General features: G+C 42.9%; 25 protein-coding genes. 9 read left to right on the top strand and 16 right to left on the bottom strand.

Features of this window, described 5'->3' with window-relative positions; genetic code table 11:
- The first annotated feature begins 395 nt into the window (after positions 1–395).
- The gene (gene porZ, locus FAM09_RS19935; protein WP_136578895.1) at positions 396–2,696 is read left to right on the top strand and encodes a type IX secretion system anionic LPS delivery protein PorZ; all 2,301 of its coding nucleotides are present in this window, start codon (positions 396–398) and stop codon (positions 2,694–2,696) included.
- The gene (gene recO / locus FAM09_RS19930; protein ID WP_136578894.1) at positions 2,693–3,433 is read left to right on the top strand and encodes a DNA repair protein RecO; all 741 of its coding nucleotides are present in this window, start codon (positions 2,693–2,695) and stop codon (positions 3,431–3,433) included. The genes porZ and recO overlap by 4 nt, the downstream gene beginning before the upstream one ends.
- A 123-nt stretch (positions 3,434–3,556) precedes the next feature.
- On the opposite strand, the gene FAM09_RS19925 is transcribed toward recO, so the two are convergent.
- A complete protein-coding gene (locus FAM09_RS19925; protein WP_136578893.1) occupies positions 3,557–4,726 on the bottom strand; it encodes an amidohydrolase family protein in 1,170 nt (389 codons plus the stop codon).
- 144 nt (positions 4,727–4,870) lie between these two features.
- Here FAM09_RS19925 and prfA point away from each other — a divergent pair, with 144 nt between their 5' ends.
- Positions 4,871–5,935, top strand: a complete 1,065-nt coding sequence (gene prfA, locus FAM09_RS19920; protein WP_136578892.1) for a peptide chain release factor 1 — start codon at positions 4,871–4,873, stop codon at positions 5,933–5,935.
- A 718-nt stretch (positions 5,936–6,653) separates the two neighbouring features.
- Here prfA and FAM09_RS19915 read toward each other — a convergent pair.
- The 6 genes from FAM09_RS19915 to FAM09_RS19890 form a co-directional block, all read right to left on the bottom strand.
- Positions 6,654–7,046 carry a VanZ family protein gene (locus FAM09_RS19915; protein WP_166437206.1) on the bottom strand — a complete coding sequence of 131 codons (393 nt, stop codon included), beginning with the start codon at positions 7,044–7,046 and terminating at the stop codon, positions 6,654–6,656.
- A 171-nt stretch (positions 7,047–7,217) separates the two neighbouring features.
- Positions 7,218–7,961 carry an anti-sigma factor gene (locus FAM09_RS19910; RefSeq protein WP_136578890.1) on the bottom strand — a complete coding sequence of 248 codons (744 nt, stop codon included), beginning with the start codon at positions 7,959–7,961 and terminating at the stop codon, positions 7,218–7,220.
- Positions 7,962–8,047: 86 nt separating this feature from the next.
- Positions 8,048–8,593: an RNA polymerase sigma factor gene (locus FAM09_RS19905; protein ID WP_136578889.1), complete on the bottom strand. Its 546-nt coding sequence runs from the start codon at positions 8,591–8,593 to the stop codon at positions 8,048–8,050.
- A 93-nt stretch (positions 8,594–8,686) separates the two neighbouring features.
- A complete protein-coding gene (gcvH, locus tag FAM09_RS19900) occupies positions 8,687–9,067 on the bottom strand; it encodes a glycine cleavage system protein GcvH (RefSeq protein ID WP_136578888.1) in 381 nt (126 codons plus the stop codon).
- Positions 9,068–9,187: 120 nt separating this feature from the next.
- A complete protein-coding gene (locus FAM09_RS19895; RefSeq protein ID WP_136578887.1) occupies positions 9,188–9,871 on the bottom strand; it encodes a peptidylprolyl isomerase in 684 nt (227 codons plus the stop codon).
- A 225-nt stretch (positions 9,872–10,096) separates the two neighbouring features.
- Positions 10,097–10,441, bottom strand: a complete 345-nt coding sequence (locus FAM09_RS19890) for a hypothetical protein (RefSeq protein WP_136578886.1) — start codon at positions 10,439–10,441, stop codon at positions 10,097–10,099.
- Positions 10,442–10,645: 204 nt separating this feature from the next.
- Here FAM09_RS19890 and serS point away from each other — a divergent pair, with 204 nt between their 5' ends.
- The 4 genes from serS to FAM09_RS19870 all read left to right on the top strand — a co-directional run bounded on the left by serS (position 10,646) and on the right by FAM09_RS19870 (position 15,741).
- A complete protein-coding gene (gene serS / locus FAM09_RS19885; RefSeq protein WP_136578885.1) occupies positions 10,646–11,917 on the top strand; it encodes a serine--tRNA ligase in 1,272 nt (423 codons plus the stop codon).
- Positions 11,918–12,042: 125 nt separating this feature from the next.
- On the top strand, positions 12,043–12,696 hold the full coding sequence (locus tag FAM09_RS19880; protein WP_136578884.1) for a porin family protein: 654 nt from the start codon (positions 12,043–12,045) through the stop codon (positions 12,694–12,696).
- A gap of 246 nt (positions 12,697–12,942) precedes the next feature.
- On the top strand, positions 12,943–14,391 hold the full coding sequence (locus tag FAM09_RS19875; protein ID WP_136578883.1) for a DUF1800 domain-containing protein: 1,449 nt from the start codon (positions 12,943–12,945) through the stop codon (positions 14,389–14,391).
- Positions 14,392–14,541: 150 nt separating this feature from the next.
- A complete protein-coding gene (locus FAM09_RS19870; RefSeq protein WP_136578882.1) occupies positions 14,542–15,741 on the top strand; it encodes a DUF1501 domain-containing protein in 1,200 nt (399 codons plus the stop codon).
- A 66-nt stretch (positions 15,742–15,807) separates the two neighbouring features.
- On the opposite strand, the gene FAM09_RS19865 is transcribed toward FAM09_RS19870, so the two are convergent.
- On the bottom strand, positions 15,808–16,014 hold the full coding sequence (locus tag FAM09_RS19865; protein ID WP_136578881.1) for a hypothetical protein: 207 nt from the start codon (positions 16,012–16,014) through the stop codon (positions 15,808–15,810).
- Between the two features lie 394 nt (positions 16,015–16,408).
- A complete protein-coding gene (gene gyrB / locus FAM09_RS19860; RefSeq protein ID WP_136578880.1) occupies positions 16,409–18,388 on the bottom strand; it encodes a DNA topoisomerase (ATP-hydrolyzing) subunit B in 1,980 nt (659 codons plus the stop codon).
- A gap of 276 nt (positions 18,389–18,664) precedes the next feature.
- On the opposite strand from gyrB, the gene FAM09_RS19855 reads away from it, so the two are divergent.
- Together FAM09_RS19855 and FAM09_RS19850 are read left to right on the top strand one after the other, a co-directional pair.
- A complete protein-coding gene (locus tag FAM09_RS19855; protein WP_136578879.1) occupies positions 18,665–19,258 on the top strand; it encodes a MerR family transcriptional regulator in 594 nt (197 codons plus the stop codon).
- Positions 19,259–19,356: 98 nt separating this feature from the next.
- Positions 19,357–19,884, top strand: coding sequence for a hypothetical protein (locus tag FAM09_RS19850; protein ID WP_136578878.1), 528 nt, complete (start codon positions 19,357–19,359; stop codon positions 19,882–19,884).
- Between the two features lie 14 nt (positions 19,885–19,898).
- Here the strand turns inward: FAM09_RS19850 and FAM09_RS19845 are convergent, their stop codons facing one another.
- The 7 genes from FAM09_RS19845 to rsfS all read right to left on the bottom strand — a co-directional run bounded on the left by FAM09_RS19845 (position 19,899) and on the right by rsfS (position 26,606).
- The gene (locus tag FAM09_RS19845; protein WP_136578877.1) at positions 19,899–20,999 is read right to left on the bottom strand and encodes a mechanosensitive ion channel family protein; all 1,101 of its coding nucleotides are present in this window, start codon (positions 20,997–20,999) and stop codon (positions 19,899–19,901) included.
- Positions 21,000–21,090: 91 nt separating this feature from the next.
- Positions 21,091–21,906 carry a hypothetical protein gene (locus tag FAM09_RS19840; protein WP_136578876.1) on the bottom strand — a complete coding sequence of 272 codons (816 nt, stop codon included), beginning with the start codon at positions 21,904–21,906 and terminating at the stop codon, positions 21,091–21,093.
- A gap of 11 nt (positions 21,907–21,917) precedes the next feature.
- Positions 21,918–22,697 (bottom strand): UDP-2,3-diacylglucosamine diphosphatase, encoded by a 780-nt coding sequence (locus FAM09_RS19835; RefSeq protein ID WP_136578875.1) that lies wholly within the window; start codon positions 22,695–22,697, stop codon positions 21,918–21,920.
- Positions 22,698–22,852: 155 nt separating this feature from the next.
- Positions 22,853–23,278 (bottom strand): gamma-glutamylcyclotransferase family protein, encoded by a 426-nt coding sequence (locus FAM09_RS19830; protein WP_136578874.1) that lies wholly within the window; start codon positions 23,276–23,278, stop codon positions 22,853–22,855.
- A 91-nt stretch (positions 23,279–23,369) separates the two neighbouring features.
- The gene (locus tag FAM09_RS19825; RefSeq protein ID WP_136578873.1) at positions 23,370–24,005 is read right to left on the bottom strand and encodes a LutC/YkgG family protein; all 636 of its coding nucleotides are present in this window, start codon (positions 24,003–24,005) and stop codon (positions 23,370–23,372) included.
- Positions 24,006–24,012: 7 nt separating this feature from the next.
- Positions 24,013–26,070: an ATP-dependent zinc metalloprotease FtsH gene (ftsH, locus tag FAM09_RS19820; protein ID WP_136578872.1), complete on the bottom strand. Its 2,058-nt coding sequence runs from the start codon at positions 26,068–26,070 to the stop codon at positions 24,013–24,015.
- Between the two features lie 134 nt (positions 26,071–26,204).
- Entirely contained in the window at positions 26,205–26,606 is a 402-nt protein-coding gene (gene rsfS / locus FAM09_RS19815; protein WP_136578871.1) for a ribosome silencing factor, read from the bottom strand.
- Between the last annotated feature and the right edge of the window lie 186 nt (positions 26,607–26,792).

The following is a 26,792-nucleotide window of genomic DNA, read 5'->3' as shown; positions in this document are numbered from 1 at the left end:
TCTTGTGATTTGATTTTTGGGATTTTTACTTTGGCAGCAAAGAAACTCAATTTAACAGGATTAAGGAAGTTTATTTGCCGCGTTTAAAGCTGCTAATCAACTTTTAATGTCAATGAATTAAGAAATTATTTATTTATAATACGACATTTTGTTTTCAGTCATCCCCATTACAAAAAGCTCATTAGTACGCATTTTAATTACAGTTTAGTATTGCCCCTTGAACATTTATTAATTTTATCACCCAGGTTGAGTTTTCGGAAAGTTCCCGGGAGCTTATATGGACTTCCCCCCGATACCCTGGCAGGTCCCCTACACCAGTATACCATACTTTGGTTCCCGGCTTGGCCGGGATTGTATATTACTAATTCAATCACATATAATTACCTTTGAAAACTATGCTACAACGGATCCTGGCCTTTTATTGCGTGGCGCTCACCATTCCGTTCGTTTCCCGGGCACAAATACAGCCAATAGGTCAATGGCGAGATCACTTACCCTATCAACAGGTAACCGGCGTTACCTACACCACCGATAAGGTGTGGGCCGTTACGCCCTATAGCCTGTTCTCCCTTGATCCATCCAATAACAGTATTGAACGCTGGAGCAAAATCAATGGCCTTACCGAAACCGGTATCAGCGCTATTGCCGCCGAACCAAACGGCCAACGTGTTGTAATAGCCTACAACAACAGTAATATTGATGTATTGGTTGATAACAGGGCAATCAATATTAACGCCCTTAAAAACGCATCCACTGCCGGCGACAAAAGCATTCAGTCTGTTTTCATTCATCAGCAACTGGCTTACCTCGCCACCGGGTTCGGTATTGTTGCCATCAACCTCGATAAATACGAAATAAAAGACACCTACATCATCGGTAGTGTCGGCAGCGCCATAAAAGTGAATGCCATTACCAGTGACGGTACTTTTTTATATGCAGCTACGCAGGAAGGCATAAAGAAAGCACCTCTTAGCGGCGTTAACCTGGCCGACTTTCGCAACTGGCAATTGATCTCAGGTTCAAATGGATTACCGGTTGGTCAAGTACAATCGCTGGCGTCGGTACAAAACAAAGTGCTGGCTGTAAAAAATGATTCACTCTGGTTGCAATCGGGAAATAGCTGGGGTTTGTTTTATCGCGATGGATGGACTATTAAGAACTGTACTGTTTCGAACAACAGCATTCTCCTGACCGAAACCAATAACAACATGGCCCGTATTGTTGTTCTCACCGCAACCGGTTCATTTGACAGAGCCATCACAGATGCACAACTTATTCGATCACCCCGGCAGGCAATTATATTTCAAAATGAATTTTACATCGCTGATACATTAACCGGTTTGTCGAATTTCACCGGTACTGCATTTAACCGTTTGTCGCCAGACGCACCATTATCTATTGCAACCGGCAGCATGCAGTTTCTACATAACACACTATGGGTAGCAGCAGGCGGGGTAAGCGCTAATTGGGAACCGCTTAATAATAAAAACGGCGTGTTTCAATTCAGCAATAACACCTGGGGTTATTTTAATGGTTCGCGTTTTCCCGCACTCGATACACTGACAGATCTGGTTTCGGTAGCTATTGACCCTACCAACGAAAGCGTATGGACCGGTTCCTTTGGCGGCGGGTTGGCGAACATAAAAAGCGATAACTCCATAACCATCTTCAAACAAAATTCAGTTATAAAGCCTGCTTATTTTAACCTGTCGAGTTACCGCGTGAGTGGTCTTTGTTTTGATGCAGAGAATAACCTGTGGGTGGCCAATTATGGTGGAGATGACCCGGTGCATGTAAAAAAAGCAGATGGCACCTGGCGATCATTCATTATTCCATACGCCATGGTTGAACAAGCGGTTTCGCAAATAGTGGTAGATGACAACAACCAGAAATGGATGGTATTACCAAAGGCAAATGGATTGGTTTGTTTCAATCATGGTCAATCGATCGATAATCCCGGCGACGATCAGTGGAAGTTGTACCATACCGGAAAAGGAAATGGCAACCTGCCCGATAATAATGTACTTTGTATTGCAAAAGATAAAAACAATTTTATTTGGGCTGGTACGTCCAGGGGCATCGGGGTTATTCAATGCCCACAGCAGGTATTTACCAACCAGGGATGTGATGCGGTATTACCCATTGTTCAGCAGGATAATTTTGCCGGCTATTTGTTTAGAGATGAACAGGTGCAGGCCATTGTTGTAGATGGCGCCGATCGTAAATGGGTAGGCACGCAAAACGGGGTATGGCTCATTAGCGCAGACGCTGAAAAAACTATATATCGTTTTACTGAAAGCAACAGTCCGCTGTTGAGCAATGATGTAAAGCAAATTGCCATCGATGGCAAAACCGGTGAAGTATTTTTTGCAACAGCTAAAGGCATTTGTTCTTTTCGAAGTACCGCTACCGAAACAACAGAAACCCATAATGAAGCATTGGTATTTCCCAATCCCGTACCGCCGGGCTATACCGGCACCATTGCCATTAGAGGGGTTGCCCACAATGCCATTGTAAAAATCACCGAATTGAATGGCCGCCTGGTATATCAAACAAGGGCATTGGGCAGTCAGGCTATTTGGAATGGAAAGGATTATAAAGGCCGCACCATCTCAAGCGGTATATATCTGGTATTGACAAGCGATGAAACCCATCAGCAAAAACTGGTCACTAAAATTGTATTTATACAAAAATGACGCTCCATAAAACCAAAGGCATTGTATTACGGACCGTAAAATATGGCGAGACCAGTGTGATCGTCACTATTTTTACAGAGCTGTTCGGCATACAATCGTACATCGTGAATGGAGTGCGCACCTCTTCCAAAAAAGGAAGTGGCAAAGCCAACCTGTTTCAACCGGGCGCCATCCTTGACCTGGTTGCCTATCATAACGAATTACATCACCTGCAACGGCTGCGTGAGTTTAAATGGAGTTATTTATACCAGCATGTTTTTTTTGATGTAGTAAAGAATTCAGTGGCGCTGTTCATGGTAGAGCTGTTGTCAAAAACACTTAAACAACCGGAATCAAATCCCGAGCTGTTCTATTTTGCAGAAGATGCGTTTACGCATTTGGATAAAGCCGATGAACAGGTAGTGGGTAATTTCCCTTTGTATTTTGCATTACACCTGGCGGCGTTCTATGGGTTCCGTTTCAGCGACCGCTATACCGATCAAACTACTTATCTCGATTTACAGGAAGGCGAATTTGTACATGAGCATCCGGTTCATCCGCATTTCTTAGGCCATCCTTATAGTTATATTACTTCCCAACTGCTAAAAGTGATGCAACCGCACGAGTTAACGCAGTTAAAACTTAACCAGGAAACCAGGCGAATTTTGTTGCAGGCTTACCAGGCCTATTATGCGTTGCATGTTCAGGATTTTGGGGTAATGAAAACTTTACCGGTATTACAAGAAGTTCTTGGATAAATATTATATATCGAGTGCTGAAAGGTACAAGTTCATAAGTTAGTAAGTTATTGAGTTCAGTTTGTTGATTAGGTTACTTAGAACTAACGAACTTAATAACTAATGAACTCAAGAACTAAGAACTCAAAGCAACCTTTTAACCTGAGAGAAATCTTCGTCCACAATTATAATTCCCGGCTTCTTCCCCGGCTCAAAACTACCCAGCACATCATCCAGTTGCAGGGCCTGAGCCCCGTTCAGCGTAGCCCACTGCAATAACTCGCCTGTTTCTATATGCGGAAAATACTGATGAATTGTTTGCAGTTCTGCCAGGATGCTCAACTGGTGATTCGATGCCAGGCTATCGGTTCCAACCGTAATGGCAGCCTTATATTGACGCAACAGATCAATATCCGGCAAAGGATTGCCGATATAAATATTCGCATTCGCACAAACACAAAAAAACAAATTGGCAATTGGCAACTGGCCGCTTGCAATCACCTCCAAATCTTCTTTATTGGTGGTTACATTATGCACCAGTATCAGCGATTGATTAGGTAGAAAATGTGAAAGATATGTTTTGAGGCTTTGTTCTTCCCTGGGCTTGTAAAAAGAGATGTCGACGTTCAGCGCCTGGTACAACCGGTGAAAATCGCCGCTTCCTTTCTCAATAAACTCCCTTTCTGCCGCGCTTTCCTGGTTGTGGATCGTAAGCAGGTGATTACCGGGAAAACGGGTGATCAGTTGAAATAATGCGGGAGAAACGGAATACGGCGCATGTGGTACTATTGAATTTGATTCAACAGGCGTTCTGTACAACCGGGCAAACTGCTCATACACCGCCCGGGACGCTTCGAACCGCTGTGCGGCCGTGCTTTCAATAAAGCCCATGGTCTCAATGAAATTATGATACAGCAGCCGGCCTGCCTTTTTCTGTTCCACCGTATTAGCGGTATTGCAAATATCTCCCACCGCCACTATCCCATTTTGCAGCATGCTATTTTCTGCTTCCGCTATGGCGTTTTTTATGATCCCCGCATCAAAACCGCGCTGTTGAATTACCCGCACCAGGAAATCGATCATTCCGGTCTTTTCCGGAACAATACCTTTCATATGGCTCAGCTCCAGGTGGCAATGGCAGTTCACAAAACCAGGGCATAATATGCCGGAAAAAGTTTCTATATCTCCCCCCGCCTCCGCAACCGGTACTATATCTGCAATTTCACCTTCCTGGCTGGTAACCAAAACGGAATCGCCTGATAACCATTCACCACCGGTAAATAAATGATCTGCCTGAAACTTTCTGTAATTCATGTAAGCAATGAAACAATTAACTTTGCAGGTTTTAATAACTGTCGGAGAATGGCAAGTCTTTGCAGGCGTGCCACGGTTGTTTGCGTTGCCAGGGTTAACCGTGGCACGCCCAATACCCCGACTGTTCAAAATTAAGTCAAAACTATGTTAGACAAGCTGGAAGCCATAAAAGCAAAGTTTGAGGACCTTGGAGTAGCATTGACCAATCCTGAAATTGTGGGCAATAACAGGAAATTCAGGGCCATGAGCCAGGAGTATCGCAGCCTGGAGAAAATTGTAAAAGCGTACGAGGAATATAAAAAGGTATTGGGCGATCTGGAGGTTTACAAAGAAGCCCTGGGCGGCGAAGATGCCGAGTTACGGGAGCTGGCCAAGGAAGAACTGCCCCCATTGGAAGAGAATAAAGAAAAGCTCGAAGCCCATATTCGCCAGTTGCTGATCCCCAAAGATCCGCAGGACGAGAAGAATGCCATTCTTGAAATACGGGCCGGTACGGGCGGTGATGAAGCCAGCTTATTTGCCGGCGACCTCCTGCGCATGTACCTGCGCTATTGCGAAAAGAAAGGCTGGAAAACTGCGGTATTAAGTGAATCGGAAGGTACTGTAGGGGGCTATAAAGAAGTTCAGTTAGAAATTATAGGTGAAGATGTATATGGCACCATGAAATTTGAAAGTGGTGTACACCGCGTACAACGCGTTCCAGACACAGAAACCTCGGGCCGGGTGCATACCTCTGCTGCTACGGTAGCGGTAATGCCTGAAGCGGAAGAAGTAGATGTGGAAGTGAAAGACAGCGAAGTTAAAATGGAAACTGCACGAAGCGGTGGCGCTGGTGGTCAGAACGTAAACAAGGTGGAAACAAAAGTTATTTTAACCCACCTTCCTACCGGTACGGTAGTGATGTGTCAAACAGAACGTACCCAGTTAGGTAACCGGGAAAAAGCCATGCAAATGTTGCGTACCAGATTGTATGAGGAACAAGTTCGTAAACAGGAAGAAGAAATTTCGCGGCATAGAAAAAGCCTGGTAAGCTCTGGTGACCGTAGCGCAAAGATCAGAACATACAATTACCCACAAGGCCGTATTACGGATCATCGCATTGGCCTTACCGTTTACAATTTAGATGATGTAATGAATGGCAATGTGCAGGAGTTTATTGATGCATTACAATTTGCTGAAAACGCTGAAAAGTTAACTAAGCAGAATTAAGTATTAAAAGAACCACAATAAAAACGTCCCGCTACATCGGGACGTTTTTTTATTTAGTTAACTCATTCATCAGTATCGGATAATTCATGCAGATCAATAGTAAAGTGAAAGCGCTAGAAAGACTGCACCCTTTCTTAGCCTGTAATGCAGGTGGGATCAGGGTTGCACTCAGGGCTTACACTTCTTACTTATCTGAAGAGACAAGTTGTAATAACAATCAGGCAATGCAATACCTTAAGAAACCGGCATTAAATTTCCATTAATTCAACTAAGTATATCAATACCCGTTATAACGGTTTATTTTACCGAAGACAGATACTTGCTAAAAGAGTTTGCAGTGCTGAAATTAACGTTCGTTCGGTTTATAATTAGGGCTTTTACGTGCTTATAAATGTTTTACCCTATCTTAAAAACACGCGAATGTTAACGTTTTACAAAAAGTTTAAGAAGTTCGATGAAAATCCCGAAATACGTAGTTCCTTTGCATTAGATATTTCAACGCATAGTTCTTTACCAGTTAGTCCCGAGGGTTTTAATCTTACTTTAACGGGCTTATCTATACTAATGGCATTGGATTTGCGTTATATAATAAAGTTCTTTTTTAACGACTCACACAAAGCAGTCAATTTTCTCATAAGCAGTTAGTTTTGGTTACGGCCCCTGTTTCCACAGGGGCTATTTTATTTTATATAACTAACTGATTTTCATATCACAACTACTATCTCACCCTTACAAACCAATGGTAAAAAGCTGCAACAATAGCACCGGCCGAATCGGCTATGATATCAATACCATCAAAACTGCGATTTGGAATATAGTAACGTTGTAGAAATTCTAACCCAATCCCCAATCCCACACTAAAAAATGTCAGTACAACAATAATTCGTTGCCAATTTTGTTTCTCATCCCGACGAAAATACTGGTTGAAGCCCCACAGCAAAACAATGCCGCCAAACAATATGGCATGCACCACTTTATCTATTCCTTCTGTGGCAAATACACCTGCACTGGGAATGGCAGACCCTGGGATACAAAGTAAAAAGATAGTTACGGCAGTCCAGGCAACAGGAATTATTTTCCAGGTACAAAGCTTTTTAACAAGACGCATCATATAGGAAGGAAAGATAGTGGAAAAAGAGATATACCGGTTACCAGTTTCGGGATACCAGTTGCCAGTAATTGCAGTTCGATGTACCCTGCAAGCAATCGGGGTCTCCAAATTTTTTGCCCGGTAACAGGTAACCGGCAACCGGGAACAGGAATTTTCTGCTGCTTATTAATTTCACACCTTTCCCAACACATACATTTTGCCCTTAGGAGTGGGACTTCCACCCTGTTGTTCCAGGGTAATGGCAAACAATTGAGCGCGGGGGATATTTTTCATTTTAACCATTGCATGGCCATGTGCCATATCGAGCATGCCGGCATCAACAGGCTGATTATCTACAATAGCCCACAACTGGTATTGTTTACCGGATTCAGGTTTCGGCAGGTTATTCACCATCAGGTAAACGTCTTTGGATTGGGTATCCCAAAGAATGGTTGCCAGGCTGGCCGGGGCCGGACTGCCATTGGCAGGCACCGAATTACCGTCCATTTTAATAACCGCCATATTGGGATTGGTTAGCCCGGCAATGGTATGTTCGTAGTTGGTTAATTTGGTTTGAAGGACAGTATTATTTTTAACCAGGTCGGTTTGCTGGGCCAGTAACTGGTCGTAGCGTTGGCTGAACTCTTTGTATTTATTGAAATAATAGAAATTCAAAATTGCGCTTCCTACCAGCAGAATAATGCTGGCTGCCGCTACATACCGTATGGTCATAGGTACGCCTGACCGCCTGATGGGTTGCATTTGCACCACAGGCGCGCTTCCGGTAACTGCGGTGGCCGATTCTCCTGACAGTTGCTGCAGAATGTTTTGCCGCAAATGAGCAGGAGGCGCCACTTGTGAAGCTATGGCGTGTTGTTCAAGGGAGAGCTCAAAGGCTTCCCGGGCTGCCCGTACTTCGGCATGCCGGGCGCACATTTGTTCAAAGTTTGCCCGTTCCGCCTCATCAGCAAGCCCCAACACATAGCTTTCAACTATGCCACTTGATATGTATTCCTGTATATTCACTTTAATAAACCTCGTAACTGAATGAGCGCATTCCGTATCCGCGTTTTCACTGTGCCGAGCGGTAATTTTTCCAGCTCAGCGATCTCTTCATGCGTATATCCTTTAAAATAAGCCAGTTCAATCAATATCCGTTGCTCATCCTTTAATTTTTCCAGCACTTTACGCAACCCGATCGTATCTACACCCGGTTGTAATACATCCTTAACCTGTAAGGTATCTACGTTGTCCCCGATCGATTGGTTTTTTCGGCTGTTCTGGTAGCTCCGCGACCGAAGGGTATCTATGGAGGCGTTCCGGGCAATATTCATCATCCACGTGAACAACCGGCCTTTGCCTGCATCGTACTGTTCTATTCTGCGCCAGATATTTACAAATACTTCCTGCATTACATCATTGGCCAGTTCAGCATCGCTCACTATTTGTAATATAATGCTGTACAAAGCCGCTGCATAATTATCGTACAAGTAAGCAAAGGCTTTATTATCCCTGTTACGTAACAGAGACACCAACTCCTGTTCGGTATATGTTAGTGTTATTCCCAATGTGTTTACCCGGATGGTGGCGTGTTACAAAAAAAGTGGTCTTTAACCACTTTCAATTTACGTAATAACGATCGCACCGGATTTTTAATTTTTTTAGGCGCCAACCAGGGTAGCGTACGCAGCAGCATCCATCAAAGCCTTTACATCCTCCGGGTTATTTACGGTCATTCTAACCATCCAGCCTTCGCCATAGGGATCGGTATTAACCAGTTCGGGCGAATCGGCCAGTGTGGGGTTCACCTCGTTAATGGTGCCAGAAACCGGCAGGTACAGGTCAGATACGGTCTTAACGGCTTCTACTGTACCAAATACAGCTTCCGCCATCAGGGTTTTACCAACAGTTTCTACTTCTACATATACAATATCGCCCAGTTCGCGCTGAGCAAAATCAGTGATGCCTATAGTAGCTACGTTGCCTTCCAGCTTTATCCATTCATGATCTTTAGTGTAACGAAGATTATCCGGAAAATTCATGTTTTGATATTTAGAGCTGCAAGATTAAGAAATTTATATTAGTCCAAATAACCGGAAGGCTGAAAGTGTACAATTAAGTTATGACCGGTTTCTGCAGCCCCACTTGTTGTATTTATTACATTATAACCTTTTGATCAGGGTGGCTTTAATGATCTTTACATCTTCAATTGGGCGGTTACGCTCGCCGGTAGTTACGGCGGCGATGCTATCAATGATCTCAACGCCTTTTATCACTTCACCAAACACGGTATATTTTGAATCGAGAGAAGGCGTACCGCCAATGGTTTTATATACCTCGCGATGAGCTGCCGGTATCTTGTAACCATTAAGCCTTGCTTCCACCTGGTTCAGATCTTCTTCATCATACACCCTGCCATGCACCAGGTAGAACTGGCTGCCATTGCTCTCCCGGGTGGGATTGATTTCATCATTGGTACGGGCAGCAGCCAGGGCGCCTTTTTTATGGAATAAACCGGCGCGGAATTCGGCTGGAACCGCATAGCCCGGTGAACCCTGACCTATAGCTTCCCCCGGTTTGGCTGTTTTGCTTTTGGGATCGCCAGTTTGTACCATGAACTGGGGAATGACCCGGTGAAACAACAGACCATCGTAAAAATGTTGTTTTACCAGCTTTATAAAGTTGTCGCGGTGTAATGGGGTAGAATCTGATAAACGGATCACCAGGGTACCTTTGGTGGTTACCATTTCTACGTCTTTACTTGTATCGGCTTGAAGTCTGCTGGCCGGAGTAGGGTCATAAGCCGAGATCACCAAAACGGATGCGATAAGTAGTAGTAATTTCATAGATAATGTGAAAATGTGAAAATTAGCAAATGTGCAAATGCGCGCCCCACTTCTTCAATTTGCCACAAGCTTAGTCAGGGACAACCTGCCCCAGCGTGTGGGAACACCCACATTTAATAAACGGCTAAACCCAGGGTTTGCGTATGCATACCTACTTACCAAATTCAGCAACCCCATTGCACAACTTGTCCCGATACTTCCCGGGATTTTCCCATTTGCTAATTATTAGAAGTCTTGCTGTTCAAAATACAACAGAATATGGTCTTTCAGAAAACTCTCCTGCTCAGGAAGTGACATGGTGGGCAAGGCTTTTAGCTGCCTGAAATGTGGCCAACCTTCTTCATCTACCCCTTCCAGTTCGTAATAGCCGCTTTGCGACAATAAGGAACAGGTAGCTATATGCATGAGGTCTTGCTTTTGTTCTTTGGTAAACTTTGCCTTGATATCCCCAAATTCCTGAATACCTATTAAAAATAAAATAGTTTCCATGTCGGGTTTTCTGCCAAACCGTTCAATCAGCTTTTCTTCCAGCTTCCACCAACGGGTTTGTAAATCGTCATTTGCCTGCATAGGGCAAAGTTAATGTGCTAATGCGAAAATTAGTAAATGTGCAAATGTTTCAGTTCGGAACTCGCTTTTACTGTTGAGATCTCCAAAACGGCAAGGCCGAAGAAATCAGGTCCCTGAACTGTCGTTATCTAGTATTTCATTTGCACATTTTCGCATTTGCCAATTAGCGCATTAGTTTTAGCTTTGCCGCAAACCTGATTTCACATGTTACAGATCGCATTTATTAGACAAAACACGGCGCTGGTAAAGGAAAGACTGGCTTTAAAAAATTTCGGGGATATTGCATTGGTAGATGAGCTTGTGTCCCTGGATGATACTCGTAAAAAGTTGCAGCTTGAATTTGATACTACCCAGTCAAAAATAAATGCCGCATCCAAAGAAATCGGGCAATTAATGGCAAAAGGCCAAAAAGAAGCTGCCGAAACCCAGAAACAGGAGGTAGCTACTTTAAAAACAACTTTACAACCGATCGCCGATCAACTGGCTGAAACGGAAAAGAAGCTACAGGAGCAGATAGTAAAACTGCCCAACCTGCCTTCTGAAATTGTACCACCCGGTAAAACACCCGAAGACAACGTTACCATACGCGAAGGCGGTAAAAAACCTGCTTTGCATGCCGGTGCTGTGCCGCACTGGGACCTGACAAAAAAATACAATCTGATCGATTTTGAGCTTGGCAATAAAATTACCGGTAGCGGTTTTCCAGTATACATTGGCAAAGGCGCCAAATTTCAACGTGCACTGATCCAGTATTTTTTAGATTATAATACCAATGCCGGTTATAAAGAATTTATGCCGCCGCATATGGTGAATGAAACATCTGCCTTTGGTACCGGTCAGTTGCCCGATAAAGAAGGACAAATGTATTTTGTTACCGAAGACAACTTTTACCTGATACCAACAGCCGAAGTTCCGGTAACAAATATTTATCGCGATGAATTATTGAAAGAAACCGACCTGCCTGTTAAGATGACGGCCTATACACCTTGCTTTCGCCGCGAGGCCGGCAGCTACGGCAAAGATGTACGTGGTTTGAACCGGCTTCACCAGTTTGATAAAGTGGAAATCGTACAACTGGTTCATCCCGAAAAAAGCTACGATGTATTGGATGAAATGGTAAATCACGTTGAAACCCTGCTGCAATCATTAGATCTCCCTTACCGGATATTAAGATTATGCGGTGGCGATATGGGCTTTGCATCAGCACTTACTTATGATTTTGAAGTATACAGCGCGGCCCAGCAAAAATGGCTTGAAGTAAGTTCTGTTTCTAACTTTGAAAGCTACCAAACCAATCGTATGAAGGTGCGTTTCAAAGACGCCAACGGAAAAAATCAATTGGTGCATTCATTAAATGGCAGTTCGCTGGCCTTACCAAGAATAGTTGCGTGTTTGCTGGAAAACCATCAAACCGAAGATGGCATTCAATTACCGGCTGTGCTACACAGTTATTTTGGCGCTCAAATGATTAACTAATAGCAGCATACGATGTTTTAATCATTTGTATATACTTAACATAAATCTTTGCTAAAGGAAGTGTACGTTGATGTATACTTCCTTTTTGCTTTTCATATTTGCTGTACCAAAAACCAAAAGCAATTATGAAACAGAAATTTTTACTTTCCCTTCTTTTCGTTTGTATGTTCATTGTGTCGTCAAAAGCGCAGATCAATAAAAACGCTATCTGGCTGGGCGGCAACATAGGATTTAGCCAGATTAAAAATAATTACGAACAACAGGATGAAAACAAGACTAATAGCTTGTCCCTCAGACCGGCCGTTGGGTTAGCCGTTAAAGAAAATCTCGTTGCCGGAGTTTCACTCATTTATTCGAAGGGTAAAACTGATAATTATGGCTATACAGGCGCAACATTGAAAGAAAATAGTTATGGTGGAGGGCTTTTTGTGCGCCAGTATATACCAGTAGTTAGCCGGTTGTACTTCTTTGGTGAGGCAGAGGCAGCATACACCGTTTATCGCTCCAAAGAAATACCAAAAAATAATCCGGTAACAGAAACCAAAGGCTGGTTTGCCACCTTAGGTTTATCTCCCGGTATCTCATTTGGCGTTAATAAAAGAGTACAGCTTGAGTCAGGTTTAAATAACCTCTTCCAATTACAATATGGTAAAACAAAAAGAAAAACTGATATAACAGGTGGCGATGCGGATATTGAAACATTTTCCGCCGGAATAAACTTTGAAGGCCAATCGCCCTTCTATTTTGGAGTTCGTTTCCTGCTCAACAACAAAGGATAATTAGTAGTAAGTTTGCATAAACGGGGCTGCCTTCATAAAAGGTGGCCTTTTTTTAATACTAAAATCGCATACTAACTCTTCTTACTTCTTACCTCTAAATCCCTCTATCAACTAATCAACTTTATCAACCTATCAACTCCTCCCGCAAAAACCCGCAACTATCGAACTTCTTATCAAGATCACATTAAATTAAACAGGTCGTTAAACTTTCCGCATCGGTCGTAGTCACATGCAAAACGCCCTGTAATGATTGTAACACCCCAGTTGAAAAATCAACACTTGCTATGGCGTGCCGGCTTTGGCCCAATGGCTGAAGAATACCATCAATTGCCTACGGCCTCGCATAAATCCTACGTTAATTCGCTGTTTAAAGCCTCTGCCAAAGGACCAGACATGATCGATGTTGCCGATAGCGCGCTTAAAGGGCTCGTTATGGGTATAAAAGAAGTGGGCATGCAACAACGCGGCCTCGACGAAGTTCAACGCAAGAAGATCCGCCAGCAATCACGCGAAGACTTAAAAAGCCTCAATATCACCTGGTTGAACCAAATGGTGAATAGCGACCAACAATTACGCGAAAAAATGGCCCTCTTCTGGCATGGGCATTTCGCCAGTCGCAACATCAATATCCTTTACCAGCAACAACTGTTGGATATCATTCGTCAAAACGCATTGGGCAACTTTGGCGATCTGCTGCGCGAAGTGAGCAAAAGCGCTTCTATGATCAACTTCCTAAATAATAATCAGAATAAGAAAAACCACCCCAATGAAAACTTCGCCCGGGAAGTAATGGAATTATTTACCATGGGGCGCGGCAACTATACCGAAACCGATATTAAAGAAGCCGCCCGCGCATTTACCGGCTGGGGCGCTGCTTTAAGCGGGGAATTTGTTTTTAGAAAAAACCAGCACGACGATGGTAAGAAGACCGTACTGGGCAAAACAGGCAACTTCAATGGCGATGATGTACTGAACATTTTACTGGAGCACAAGCAAACGGCTGCCTATATCACCCGTAAAATATACCGCTACTTTGTAAATGATACCCCCGACGAAGGGCATATAACGTGGCTGGCTGACCGTTTTTATAGAAGCAGCTACGATATAAAAGAATTAATGAAAGACATTGTCACGAGCGATTGGTTCTATGATGCTAAAAATATCGGCTGCAGAATTAAATCGCCTGTTGAGTTGATCGTTGGCATTCGACGCGCGTTGCCCATGAAACTCGAAAACGAACAGGTTCAATTGTTATTGCAACGCCTGTTGGGTCAAATGTTGTTTTACCCACCGAATGTTGCCGGATGGCCTGGCGGTAAGAACTGGATCGACAGTTCTTCCTTAATGTTCCGTTTGCGCATACCACAATTAATTTTCGATAATGATGAAGTGGCCCTGCAACCAAAAGATGATGACGACCAGATGATGGGCATGAAAGATATGGGCATGAAGAAAATGGGTAAAAAAGGCGGACAGGTTATTTCTGCTGCTGTTGATTGGGAAACCTACCTGAAAAAGTTTGAGAAAGTGCCGCGTGAAAAACTGCTCACGGCTATTGCTGGCATACTGATCCAGGGCGCTGAACCGGTGAATGAAAAAATACTGAACAAATACATCGATGCTTCCAGTCGGGAAAGCTATATTAAAACTACTACTATTCAATTAATGAGTACGCCGGAGTATCAGCTGTGTTAATGTCGAATATTGAACCTGCCTGCCGGCAGGCAGGTATCGAATGTTGAATGTAGAAAGAAAAGCAGGGAAATGAAGAATGAAAAACGGAGAAATAAAGAATGAGAAAGTGAAAGCAGAATTAAAAAACCAACGAACTCAAGAACTTACTTTATGATTTTAAAACGTAAAGAATTTTTACAAATAGGCTCGCTGGCAACAGCATCAATGATGCTGCCGAAATTTTTAAAAGCCTTTGAAAAACCTGCTTTAGTGCCACCAGGCAACAAAGTGTTGGTTGTACTACAATTAAGCGGTGGTAACGACGGACTTAACACCGTAATACCCGTTCGCAACGATATCTATTATAAATCGCGCCCACGATTAGGGATCACTAAAGAGCAGGCTTTGTTATTAACAGATGAAGTTGGACTGCACCCTGCTTTAACCGGCTTAAAAGATCTGTATAATGATGGCAGTCTGGGCATTTTAAACAGCGTAGGTTATCCAAATCCCGACAGATCACATTTTAGAAGCATGGACATTTGGCACAGCGCCAGCAACAGCAATGAGTATGTTTATACCGGTTGGGTAGGCCGCTACCTCGATGCACAATGCGCCGGCTGCGATAAACCAACCCAGGCATTGGAAATAGATGATGTGCTCAGCCTGGCCATGAAGGGTGAACAGGTGAAAGGATTGGCGATGAAAGATCCGAAGCGATTATTCAATTCCTCTAACGAAAAATACTTTAAAGAAGTAGCTGCCAGCCATGCATCGGATGGACATGAAAAACCGGTTGACTATTTATACAAAACAATGGCAGAAACGGTAAGCAGTGCCGATTACATTTACAAGCAAAGCCGTATTCATCTCACCAATAAGGAGTATCCCAAATCAGATATAGGCAACAGCCTGAAAACTATTGCCAGCCTGATCCTTTCAGACATCAACACAAAGGTATATTACTTGTCACTGGGAAGTTTTGATACACATGTAGCGCAGGAAGGACAGCAAAAAAGATTATTCACCGAAATGAATGCAGCCATTACGGCATTTGTAAAGGACCTTAAAAGCAATAATCGTTTTCAGGATGTGATGCTCATGAGCTTTTCTGAATTCGGGCGCCGGGTATCGCAAAATGCCAGTGGCGGAACCGATCATGGCACAGCCAACAATATATTTTTGATAAGTGGCGGGTTACAGCAAAAAGGCGTGTTAAATGAGTTACCAGATCTGAGCGATCTGCAGGAAGGCGACCTGAAATACAAAGTAGATTTTAAAAATGTATATGCGACTATCCTTAATAGATGGCTGAGTGCGGATGACAAAAAAATATTAGGTAGCCAGTTTGAATACCTGAACTTTATATAGAAAAACGAGGCGTGTCACGGTTAAACAGTCGACAACGAAAACAAACCGTGGCACGCCATGATTATTTTATTCCCAGCCTTGCTTGGCAACACCGGCTTTAATAGCTGCTAATGCTTTTTCTTCACCTAATAAAGTGGTTAATTTATTTCCTTTACCATCATGTCCCTGTGCCATATATGCTCCTTTAGATGTTTTGGTAATTACCGCATCCTGAATAGGCACATTCTTTTCCTTTGTTTTAACGTTGTATGCAGTGAGTGTAATCTCAGACATAATTTAGTTCATTTACGTGGTTAGTATAATAAAAAAAAGATGACATCTTCTCTTGCAAATTCTTAGCCAGAACAACCAAAATAGTGTTTAAATATACGCCTTTTTTATATACACCAATTTTAGCGCTGAATATGAATATGTAATAACGACATCAAGCTAAAATTGTTGCAATAAAAAGTACAAGCTTCTTATAGGGTGTTTACTAACGGGAAGGATAATGTGAAAATTAGCAAATGTGAAAATTAGCAAATGCCCTCCATCAATTTGTTCGCGAACAAATGCTGTCTTACCTATGAGCCGAGACGTATCATTAAAAAAAAGAAATGTGCAAATGAAGTATTGCTGATTTTTTTCATTTGCACATTTGCATATTGTCTAATTTTCTAATTTGTTTTTATACGTCTAGTCGTGCATACTTTGCATGACTTTCTATGAATTCACGACGGGGCGCCACTTCATCACCCATCAACATACTAAAGATGCGATCGGCTTCAGCAGCGCTTTCAATAGTTACTTTCTTCAACGTGCGGGTATCGGGATTCATGGTAGTTTCCCACAATTGTTCCGCGTTCATTTCACCCAAACCTTTGTAACGTTGAATGCCAACGCTTTCCTCTTTTCCTCCGCCCAGTTTTTCTACCAGTGCTTTGCGTTGCTCTTCATTCCACGCGTAAGCCGATTCTTTACCTTTTTTTACCAGATACAATGGTGGTTGGGCAATGTATACATAACCCTGCTCAACCATTTCTTTCATATAACGATAAATGAAAGTAAGGATCAATGTGGCAATGTGACTACCGTCCACATCGGCATCGGTCATGATGATCAGTTTGTGGTAACGGAGTTTTGCCAGGTTCAGCGCTTTAGGATCTTCCGGTGTACCTACTGTTACACCCAGCGCCGTATACATGTTGCGTATTTCCTCATTCTCATAGATCTTATGCTCCATGGCTTTCTCCACGTTCAGGATCTTACCACGCAATGGCAGAATGGCCTGAAAGGCACGTTCACGGCCTTGTTTGGCTGTACCACCCGCCGAGTCACCCTCAACAAGGAACAGTTCGCAACGTTCCGGATCGCGATCACTACAGTCGGCCAGTTTACCTGGTAACCCGCCACCCGTCAATACCGATTTACGTTGTACCAGTTCGCGGGCTTTACGGGCAGCGGCTCTTGCCTGCGCTGCCAGAATAACTTTGGAGATGATATTTTTTGCTTCCTTGGGATTTTCTTCGAGGAAGGCTTCCAGTACTTTTGAAACAGTTGAATCTACTACACCGCTTACTTCACTGTTACCAAGTTTTGTTTTTGTTTGTCCTTCAAACTGCGGCTCGGGAACTTTTACCGAAATAATAGAACTTAACCCTTCGCGGAAATCATCACCTTCAATTTCTACCTTGGCTTTTTCAAACAGGTTCTGCCGATCGCCATAGCTTTTGAACACCCGGGTTAACGCCCTGCGGAAACCCGCTACGTGGGTTCCACCTTCAATGGTGTTGATGTTATTAACATAAGAATAGATATGCTCACTATAACTATCATTATAGGTCAATGCCACTTCTACAGCAACATTGGTATCAGCATCTCTTCCTTCAACATAAATTACGTTTGGCAAAAAGGAATTGCGACCGGCATTTTTATCCAGCATTTCAACAAACTCTACAATACCACCTTCACTGTAAAATGTTTTGGAGTAACTATTGCCGTTATCGTCTTTTTCACGCAGATCCGAGAGGGTAATGCGAATACCCCGGTTCAGGTAAGCCAACTCGCGCAAACGGCCTTCCAGGATATCAGTCTTATAAACTGATGCGGTAAAAATGGTTAAATCGGGCCAGAAATGTACCAGCGTACCAGTTATAGAGCTGGCGCCAATTTCGCGAACTGCGTATTTAGGGATACCGATACTATATTCCTGTTCGAAGATCTTTCCTTCACGCTGTACGGTTACATGCAATTTGGAACTTAGTGCGTTCACGCAACTCACACCCACCCCGTGCAAACCGCCGGAAACCTTGTAGGTATTTTTATCGAATTTACCACCCGCGTGCAGCACCGTCATTACCACTTCCAATGCACTTCTTTTTTCTTTCTGGTGCATGCCCGTAGGGATACCACGGCCATCGTCCTGAACAGAAATAGAATTGTCATCATGGATGGTAACCATAATGTTTTTGCAATAACCGGCCAGGGCTTCGTCAATGGAGTTATCTACAACCTCGTACACAAGGTGATGCAGACCTTTCTCCCCAATATCTCCAATGTACATCGCAGGACGCTTGCGTACTGCTTCCAAACCTTCTAAAACCTGTATGCTATCTGCTCCGTAACCGTTATTGGCAGTGATAGGGATTTCCGTAGTTTCTGTAGCCATAGATTCGTGTGGAATGCTCTTGCAGTTTATAAAAAATTAATCCTGCAAATTTACTAAAAATAAAAGGGTTTGACCTTATTTAATGCCCCTTTTTATGAACTTTTTTCAAGGTCTGTAAAGGCCTCAACCGCCTGTGTTTTAAGGGATAAAGCAAGAGGTTTTCCACATTATTCAGCAATCGTTAATAAGTTGTTCAATCCATGGCTTTTGGGCCTTTGTATCTTTACTGCACGATATTTGATAGCTTATACAATTTTACCAGGTTATCATTGGAATATGGACAACCGTAACTACTCCCAGATTACATTTGAATTCAGCAGTGATGTGCCCGCCGAGCAGGAGAATGAAGCCTCTGTGGGGGTACGGGTAAAATCATTAAAAACGGAAGCCGAACCGGCTAAACCCGAGGAGGCCCCGAAAGCTGTTTTGACGGAACCAATAGAATCAGTAGCTGCCGTATCAACGGCACCTGCTAAAAAATCGACTCGTGGCCGTAAATCGCTAAAAGCCCTGGATGCGGAAGCCGACCTGGTGAACATTCCTGACGATGAAACATTGTTCCAACGCCAGTATTACTCAATTGGAGAAGTGGCCGACATGTTTGGCGTAAACCAGTCGTTATTGCGTTTTTGGGAGAATGAATTCGATATCATTCAACCTCGTAAAAATCGCAAAGGCGATCGCCATTTCAGGCCGATAGATATAAAAAATCTTGAGCTCATTTATGACCTGCTGCGTCGTCGTAAACTTACGATCGAAGGCGCGAAAGACTTCCTGAAGAAAAACTCAAAGGCGGCAGCGCATTTTGAAATGATCCAGTCTCTGCAATCACTGAAAGGATTTTTACTTGAAATAAAAGCTGCATTGTAGTAGTAAAATTCATTATGTAACCATTACTCAATGTGCGGAAAGTTTTATTTCACGTTATTAAAAAATCTGTAAATTCCATGTAACAATTCGCCTCCTATATGTGGAAATATCTGTCCATAGTTCTTATCCTTATTTGTCAGTATCACGCTCATGCACAAGCTGTACCTGAAAATTTACTCCCGGGCAACTGGTATGTTGTTCGCTGGGAAACCACAGATCGCCTGCTCGATTTTCAGGATACTGCAGCCAGCATAAAGTACATGGTAGATAACTTCAAACAAAAAAACAAGTTACAGAAAATTTTAAGAGAAGACAGTATTCGTATTCGACAGGAACTTAGAAAAGTGCTTACTGCAGCAGGCGCCATCCGGTTTAAATTGATCTTTAATAAAGACAAATCCTTTGTATGGACCAACAGCGCTGAAAGCAGCGCCCAATACAAAGGAACATATTCACTGGGCTCAAAGAACCAGGCCATTGTACTCACGTCTTTCGATGGCCTTACCAAAGCCTACCGCACTATGTCGTTGAAGCTGCATGCATTACAGCCTGATAAAATGACGATCGAGATCCCATCTGAAGAACCGGGTTTTAAACAAAGCAAGTTTACCTTAAAGAAATTGTAACCGGAGCCACCACATTATAAGATCTGCTTGGCTTCTACCTTTGCGCTTTCCTCCTTGGTTGCCAGTTTAATATTCATGTCTTCCATCAGGTTGATCAATGACAGATTTACCTGCTGACGCAGGTCATTAAAATCCGCTACAGGAATAGGCGCAGCAAAAAACTCCACATGAATAATGAAAGCGTTCTTGTTAATATCTGAGAGAAATACCGTATGATTTTCTACCTGGTCTTTCCGCTGGTTAAAGATGTTTTTAACCCGCTGCACAAACTGGTTCACCGAATCGTGTGGCGTTTCGGCATGCAGTTCCAGCTGTACAAATCCCCGCCGTTGGGTGCGTAGCGACAAATTATCGAGGATACTGTCTACCATTTGCTTGTTAGGTACCGTTACATAGGTTTTTTGATCAGTGCGGATACGCGTGCTTCTTAATCCTATGCGTTCTACAGTGCCGGTTACATCCTGCACTTTTACATGGTCGCCCATGGTAAATGGCCTGTCAAAGAAGATGATGAAAGATGCTATGAGGTTTTCCAGGCTTTCGCGGGTAGCCAGCGCAATGGCAGCTGTAGCAATGCTCAGGCCTGTTAACAGGTTGCTGATGTTATAATGGAAGGCAAATTTCAGGATCAGCAAAATGCCGAAGATCACCAATACTACCTTAAAGAAATCTTTGAAAAAAACAACCAACTGGTTATCGGCAGGATCAGCCGTTTGATCGGCGCGATGATGCAGTATCATAGCGATAAAATCCATGATACGCAACAACAGCCAAATAAACACAATGATGAGAACAATAACCGAAATAGCATCTACAAACTCACGTACATTGGCTTTATAAATAACTACATTCAGTATTTTCGGAAAAGTTAGCTTATCTAATGCAATTATACTGAACAGCACCAGAAGAAAAACTTCCAGGGGCGATACCACCAGTTTTACAAAGGATGTTTTATCAACGCCACGCGCAATACGTTTTACAAAACTAAATAATATCCCCGCGAGGTAACGCGATAATAAACGTTTGAATAAAAAGATCAGCAATAAAGATCCGGCTACAATGAGGTAGCTTCTAACAGAATTGTCTAAAAAGATTGTATCTAAAAAAGATCCCATTCTAAATGATTCAGTGGCTTAATACTTTTCAAAGTTATAAACTTTAAAAAGGTATGCGTCTTTAAAAAAATTATAATCTTATGACAAGCAATCAGCGATATGAAAATACTTCAAGCCGGTTATTACGCAACACATACAGGTAACCGGGTGTGATCTTTATTTTTTGTGCATCCCGCATGGCAACCGGAATTGGGTAGTTCTGCAAATTCAACGTGCCTGGTTCATACCGATATAACATATTTGCATCCCGGCCATACATAGCATTAGCAATTACGGTAAAGTCGGTCCAACCCTTTAGTTGAATGCGGTTTTTGAATGCACCGTAATAGTCGAACAGGTAAACACCTTTTAATGAATCGTATATATAAACCAATCGGTTCTGGTCAACGATAAACTGTGGCGATGGTGCGGTATCAACTATTAACCGGAAGTCGGTAGTTTGATCGAGCACCCGGCCATCTTCACCAACACGTTTTAATTTGCTTTCCATTTCATCATAAACCCAGATATTATTATCGTACGACTGGCCAATTGCATTTACCTGGAACAACTGTTGTTTTCGAAGATCTATAGTGGCCCGGGTGTTCAAAAACCGGTCCAAAACAACGATGGTACCAAAGTCGCGGAAGTATAATAACACGCGCAATGGATTGGTAACATCTATTAAATACAGCTTGCCGAATTGCCGTACATTGTTGAATACTGCAATAGAATCGCCGGCAGGGCCTGTTTTTTTTATTTGCCCGGTTTTGTTGACTATATACAGGTTACCCAGGTTGTCAACGGTAAAATCGGTTACCTGCTCGCCGGCCAGTTTATTAAATACAAAAAAAGTATCTGTTGATTGCGTGATCGTTTGCGCACCAGCCAATTGGCAACAAAATAAAAATGCGGTTAATATGATCAATGACCGGTACACTATTGGCGAACAATTTTACTTTCCAGTTCTGGATAACGGGCATAAAGTGCTAAATGTTGTCCATCAAAAACAGCATACGTGTAATAACGTATCCAGTCACCCAGATTGATATACCGACTGCCTCCTTTTAATGAGAAATCAATAGGCAAATGCCGGTGACCGAATACCAGGTAATCATAATGTTTTTCTTTCAATATGTCTTTGCAATAGGTAATCAGCCACTCCCCTTCTTCACCATAAAACTTTTCATCGGCTGTACCGGTTACCGTACGGCTTCTGCGACTGAGGTAATTGGCCAAACCCATTCCAATATACGGGGGAAGAATGCCAAATAGCCACTGGCAAACCGGGCTTCGGAATACCTTCTTCATCATTTTGTAGCCGTGGTCGCCAGGTCCCAGTCCATCGCCATGGCCAACCCAGAATTTTTTATGATTGAACTCAAATGCGTGAGGTTCAAAATAAACGGGAATATTCAGCTCCTGTTGAAAATAGTTCTTCATCCACATATCATGATTGCCAACAAAGAAATGTATTGGGATACCCGAATCTGTTATTTCGGCTAACTTTCCCAGTAAGCGCACATAGCCCCTCGGTACAACAGTGCGGTATTCGTACCAGAAATCGAACATATCACCAACAATAAAAATAACGGCTGCGTCTTTTCGTATTTCCTCTAAAAATTCAACAATACGTTTCTCACGCACCAGACTGGCCGCATGATCCGGAACGCCTAAATGAAAGTCGGAGAGGAAATATATTTTTTTATCGGGTTGCATTTGGTGACTGTGAAAAAGCTAGTGGCTAGTGGTAAATGGTTAGTAGGGTTTATTTTCGTGATTCACTATTTTTCGCAGCACTTTGTATTCCCCCACTCGCTACTTGCTACTTACTACTCGCTTTTATTTCTTTATCAACTTGTTAACTTGTCAACTTACTTTCCTATCCCCAACCTATACGCCACATAATCACCTGATTCAATACTAGGCTGGTTAGTAACTAACCTATTGTACCAATACATCCAGGCTGTTACCGTGGTATTTCTGAACAACACATTAACCAGTTCCCTTCTGAATAAAGGCGTTTCGCCTGGTTCAACCAATATTCCTTCATAATCATCTAACTGCTCCATTGCCCAGGCAAACTCGTTTTCTTGAGCAATATGATATAATTCACCTGTTATGTAATAATCTTCTGTGCAGGGAATAGCACCGGGATATTCGCCCATATCGTATAACTTTCCCTGTACCGAGCCCATTCCATCAAATATAAAATACCGGCTTATATAGTTATAAGCCGAGTTATGGAAGCCACTTCGAAGTGACCCATAAACAAACAGCCGGTAAATTTCAAGTTGCATGAGTCGTGAATTGTGAAATGTAAAACGTGAAATGGGATTACCCGCCGAGCGGCAAGCCTTTACCGGTTCACGTTTGCCGTTTCACGATTTTTTATTTATCTATCAGAAATACGTATACTTCTTTTGGACCATGCACCCCTACTACCAGCGTTTTTTCTATATCGGCTGTACGGCTGGGACCTGTTGCAAATGTGATCAATGAAGGAAGATTACCGGAATATTTTTCCCTGGCATTTTGTAATGCATCTTTTACATCGTACACCAGTTGGCTGGTATAGGCAATACAAATATGCACTGGTGCATAAACACTCACTGTACGGCCACTTTCCTGTGCGGCCGACATTACAATGCTACCGGTACGTGCTACCAGCCATTCGCAAGTAGTGATGGCGGTATCGCAGGACGACAGGTCGTTGTAGGAATAATTATCGAATTGATTTTCGGCCAGAGTTTTTCGCAAGCCTTCTTCTTTACAATAAATCTTATCCCACTTATTGCTTGCAATAACCTGCTTGAGCTGCACAACCAGTTCATACTGGTTTTCGCAAAAAACAAACTTGCCCTGCAGGGTGGTGAACCGCTGGGCAAATTCTAATCCAAGGTCTTGCTGAGAAGGTTGATAAACCGAACTGTTGCCCTCACTTTGCGGAAAAGGGAGAGGCGTTGAATTACTCAACGCCTTTCGTATTTTTTTTAGAATATTTTCCTTAGCCGGAGAAACGTTCATATTCAAATTAAGTAGCTGGGTGATTGGTTACATTACTGTCATAAGGAGGAACACCTTCGCTGATGGCGCCTTCGGCATGGCCTTCACCATCTACATCCAGTGTTTTCTTATCTGTAAATGGTCGTTTGCCAATCAATGCTTCTACATCACTCTGGAACAATACTTCTTTTTCGAGTAAAGATTCGGCCAGTTTTTCTACCTGCATCTTTTTCTCGGTAAGTAATTGTTTTGTTTTTTCATACGCCTCATCAATCAACTTGCGCACCTCTTCATCTATGATTTTGGAAGTTTCTTCGGAGTATGGTTTGGTGAATGAATTTTCCTGGGATGGATCGTAAAAACTTACGTTGCCCACTTTATCATTCATCCCATATATCGTGATCATCGAATAAGCTATACGAGTAATTTGCTGCAGGTCGTTCTGTGCTCCGGTTGATATTTTATGGAAGAAAATATCTTCACTGGCGCGACCGCCGAGCGTCATGCAAATCTGGTCCATTAACTGATCGGTATTGTACAGGTACTGCTCTTTTGGTGTATACTGCGCATAACCTAATGCAGCAACCCCTCTGGGAACAATGGTAACTTTCAGTAATGGATAAGCATGTTCAAGATACCAGCCGCAAATAGCGTGACCCGCTTCGTGGTAGGCTATGATGCGCTTTTCGTCGGGAGAAATGATCTTGTTCTTCTTTTCCAAACCACCGATCACGCGGTCAACCGCATCCTGGAAGTCATCCATTTCAACGGATTGTTTTCCTTTACGGGCTGCGATCAGCGCGGCTTCGTTACAAACGTTGGCGATATCGGCACCTGCGAAACCAGGTGTTTGTTCGGCCAGTTTATGAATATCTACTTTTTCAGAAATTTTTATCGGCTTCAGGTGAACTTTGAAAATGTGCTCGCGGCCTTTCAGATCGGGTTTGTCGATAGAGATCTGCCTATCGAAACGGCCCGGACGCAGTAACGCACTGTCCAATACATCAGGACGGTTGGTAGCTGCCAGAACGATGATACCGCTTTCGCCGCTAAAACCATCCATTTCTACCAGTAACTGGTTCAATGTGCTTTCGCGTTCGTCGTTGCTCATGATCGCATTCTTACCACGTGCACGACCAATAGCATCAATTTCATCGATGAAAATGATACAAGGCGCTTTTTCACGGGCTTGCTTAAACAGATCACGTACACGGCTGGCGCCCACCCCAACAAACAATTCCACAAAGTCGCTACCGCTCATGCTGAAGAAAGGAACCTGTGCTTCACCGGCCATGGCTTTTGCCAGCAAGGTTTTACCGGTTCCGGGAGGCCCCACCAGCAATGCACCTTTGGGTATTTTACCACCGAGTGAAGTATATTTTTTGGGATTCTTTAAAAAGTCAACGATCTCCATTACCTCAACCTTGGCTTCATCGAGCCCGGCTACATCGGCAAATGTGATGTTTACTTTAGTGCCTTTATCGAACAGGGTGGCTCTTGATTTACCGATGTTGAAGATACCACCGGGACCACTGCCGCCTGAAGCGCCACCACCCATTTTACGCATCAACATTACCCATATCAGCACAATGACTACAAGGGGTAATAAGAATTGAATGATAGACCCAAACCATTCTCCTTCCTGTATGGGAATATTGGGAACCCGGGTGAGTTCGGGATGCTTATCATAATACGCGTTCAGTTCCTTATTGAAATCATCGGCTTTAATAACCTTGAATTCAAAATGAGGGCCTTTATCACCAACGCTTGGCCAGTTTTTCGAAAGCTGGTCTTTGTATTTATCTAACCGCTCTTTCTTGATAAAAACCCGAACCGTATTTTTATTGGTAACTGTATTAAGCTTCTCTACATCTCCATTATCCAACATTTTATAGAACTCGAGGTCGTTAATGGATTTGGCATCTGGAGCAAAGGAACCGAATAATTGAAAGCCTACTAAAACAGCGAAAATGATTGCCCAAACCCAGTAAATATTGAATTTTGGACCTTTACGCTGCCCGCCGTCGTCGCGGGGACGTAAGCGAGGGAAGTTGCGGTCGTTCTGTCTTGACTCGTCCTGTGACATATATTGTTTCTTGTCCTTGGTTTTCTATTAAAATAATTAATGATCGATGGGATCAAATTGTTCACTAAAAAGCTGTTAGTTAAGGATTATTTCCCACAAAGCCGCATTTTAACATTAATTTTTGCGACTGAGGGTTAATATTCCTCCCCTTCAGCATCGTTCCACATTTCTTCCAGCTTATAGAATTTGCGGGTTTCGGGCAACATAACGTGAACCACAATATTGACATAATCGACTAGTATCCAGTGAGCTGACTGTTGCCCTTCGCTATGGTAGGGGGTTTCTTCTACTGTTTGCTTAACATGATGCTCCACAAAGTCAGCAATGGCTTTTACCTGGGTGGTACTGCTGGCTTCGCAAACAATAAAAAAGTCGGCAACAGCTTCGGGAATTTTACGGAGGTCCAGCGAAAGAATATTTTCTCCCTTCTTTTCCTTTATGGCGTGAATGATTGCTTTAAAAAACTTTGAATTTTTTGTTAACCTGGCTACACTTTTTCGTTTACGACGGGTAGCTAACAATGAAACTTGTTCCAATAATCCTGTGTTTTAATGATCAATTTTTTTATTCTTCTGGTATTGATGAGCCCGGTTTTCAGACTCGATGCACGTCCCATACCTGTGGGCCGCGACTACTGGTATTTAAAATACGAATAAATTCGCTTATTACAACATTTCTCTCTCTAAACGCTCATTGGTAATTCCTAATTTCGCACATCCCAA

The sequence above is a fragment of the Niastella caeni genome (genome assembly GCF_004834005.1).
GTDB lineage: Bacteria > Bacteroidota > Bacteroidia > Chitinophagales > Chitinophagaceae > Niastella > Niastella caeni.
The sequence above is the reverse complement of the archived record's forward strand: the minus strand, read 5'-3'. Positions and strand labels throughout refer to the sequence as shown.

Bases quoted from the DNA above. Each gene is read 5' to 3' on its own strand.
- porZ (WP_136578895.1), top strand. From the start codon at position 396: ATGCTACAACGGATCCTGGCCTTTTATTGCGTGGCGCTCACCATTCCG.
- recO (WP_136578894.1), top strand. From the start codon at position 2,693: ATGACGCTCCATAAAACCAAAGGCATTGTATTACGGACCGTAAAATAT.
- FAM09_RS19925 (WP_136578893.1), bottom strand. From the start codon at position 4,726: ATGAATTACAGAAAGTTTCAGGCAGATCATTTATTTACCGGTGGTGAA.
- prfA (WP_136578892.1), top strand. From the start codon at position 4,871: ATGTTAGACAAGCTGGAAGCCATAAAAGCAAAGTTTGAGGACCTTGGA.
- FAM09_RS19915 (WP_166437206.1), bottom strand. From the start codon at position 7,046: ATGATGCGTCTTGTTAAAAAGCTTTGTACCTGGAAAATAATTCCTGTT.
- FAM09_RS19910 (WP_136578890.1), bottom strand. From the start codon at position 7,961: ATGTGCGCCCGGCATGCCGAAGTACGGGCAGCCCGGGAAGCCTTTGAG.
- gcvH (WP_136578888.1), bottom strand. From the start codon at position 9,067: ATGAATTTTCCGGATAATCTTCGTTACACTAAAGATCATGAATGGATA.
- FAM09_RS19895 (WP_136578887.1), bottom strand. From the start codon at position 9,871: ATGAAATTACTACTACTTATCGCATCCGTTTTGGTGATCTCGGCTTAT.
- FAM09_RS19890 (WP_136578886.1), bottom strand. From the start codon at position 10,441: ATGCAGGCAAATGACGATTTACAAACCCGTTGGTGGAAGCTGGAAGAA.
- serS (WP_136578885.1), top strand. From the start codon at position 10,646: ATGTTACAGATCGCATTTATTAGACAAAACACGGCGCTGGTAAAGGAA.
- FAM09_RS19880 (WP_136578884.1), top strand. From the start codon at position 12,043: ATGAAACAGAAATTTTTACTTTCCCTTCTTTTCGTTTGTATGTTCATT.
- FAM09_RS19875 (WP_136578883.1), top strand. From the start codon at position 12,943: ATGATTGTAACACCCCAGTTGAAAAATCAACACTTGCTATGGCGTGCC.
- FAM09_RS19870 (WP_136578882.1), top strand. From the start codon at position 14,542: ATGATTTTAAAACGTAAAGAATTTTTACAAATAGGCTCGCTGGCAACA.
- FAM09_RS19865 (WP_136578881.1), bottom strand. From the start codon at position 16,014: ATGTCTGAGATTACACTCACTGCATACAACGTTAAAACAAAGGAAAAG.
- gyrB (WP_136578880.1), bottom strand. From the start codon at position 18,388: ATGGCTACAGAAACTACGGAAATCCCTATCACTGCCAATAACGGTTAC.
- FAM09_RS19855 (WP_136578879.1), top strand. From the start codon at position 18,665: ATGGACAACCGTAACTACTCCCAGATTACATTTGAATTCAGCAGTGAT.
- FAM09_RS19850 (WP_136578878.1), top strand. From the start codon at position 19,357: ATGTGGAAATATCTGTCCATAGTTCTTATCCTTATTTGTCAGTATCAC.
- FAM09_RS19845 (WP_136578877.1), bottom strand. From the start codon at position 20,999: ATGGGATCTTTTTTAGATACAATCTTTTTAGACAATTCTGTTAGAAGC.
- FAM09_RS19835 (WP_136578875.1), bottom strand. From the start codon at position 22,697: ATGCAACCCGATAAAAAAATATATTTCCTCTCCGACTTTCATTTAGGC.
- FAM09_RS19830 (WP_136578874.1), bottom strand. From the start codon at position 23,278: ATGCAACTTGAAATTTACCGGCTGTTTGTTTATGGGTCACTTCGAAGT.
- FAM09_RS19825 (WP_136578873.1), bottom strand. From the start codon at position 24,005: ATGAACGTTTCTCCGGCTAAGGAAAATATTCTAAAAAAAATACGAAAG.
- ftsH (WP_136578872.1), bottom strand. From the start codon at position 26,070: ATGTCACAGGACGAGTCAAGACAGAACGACCGCAACTTCCCTCGCTTA.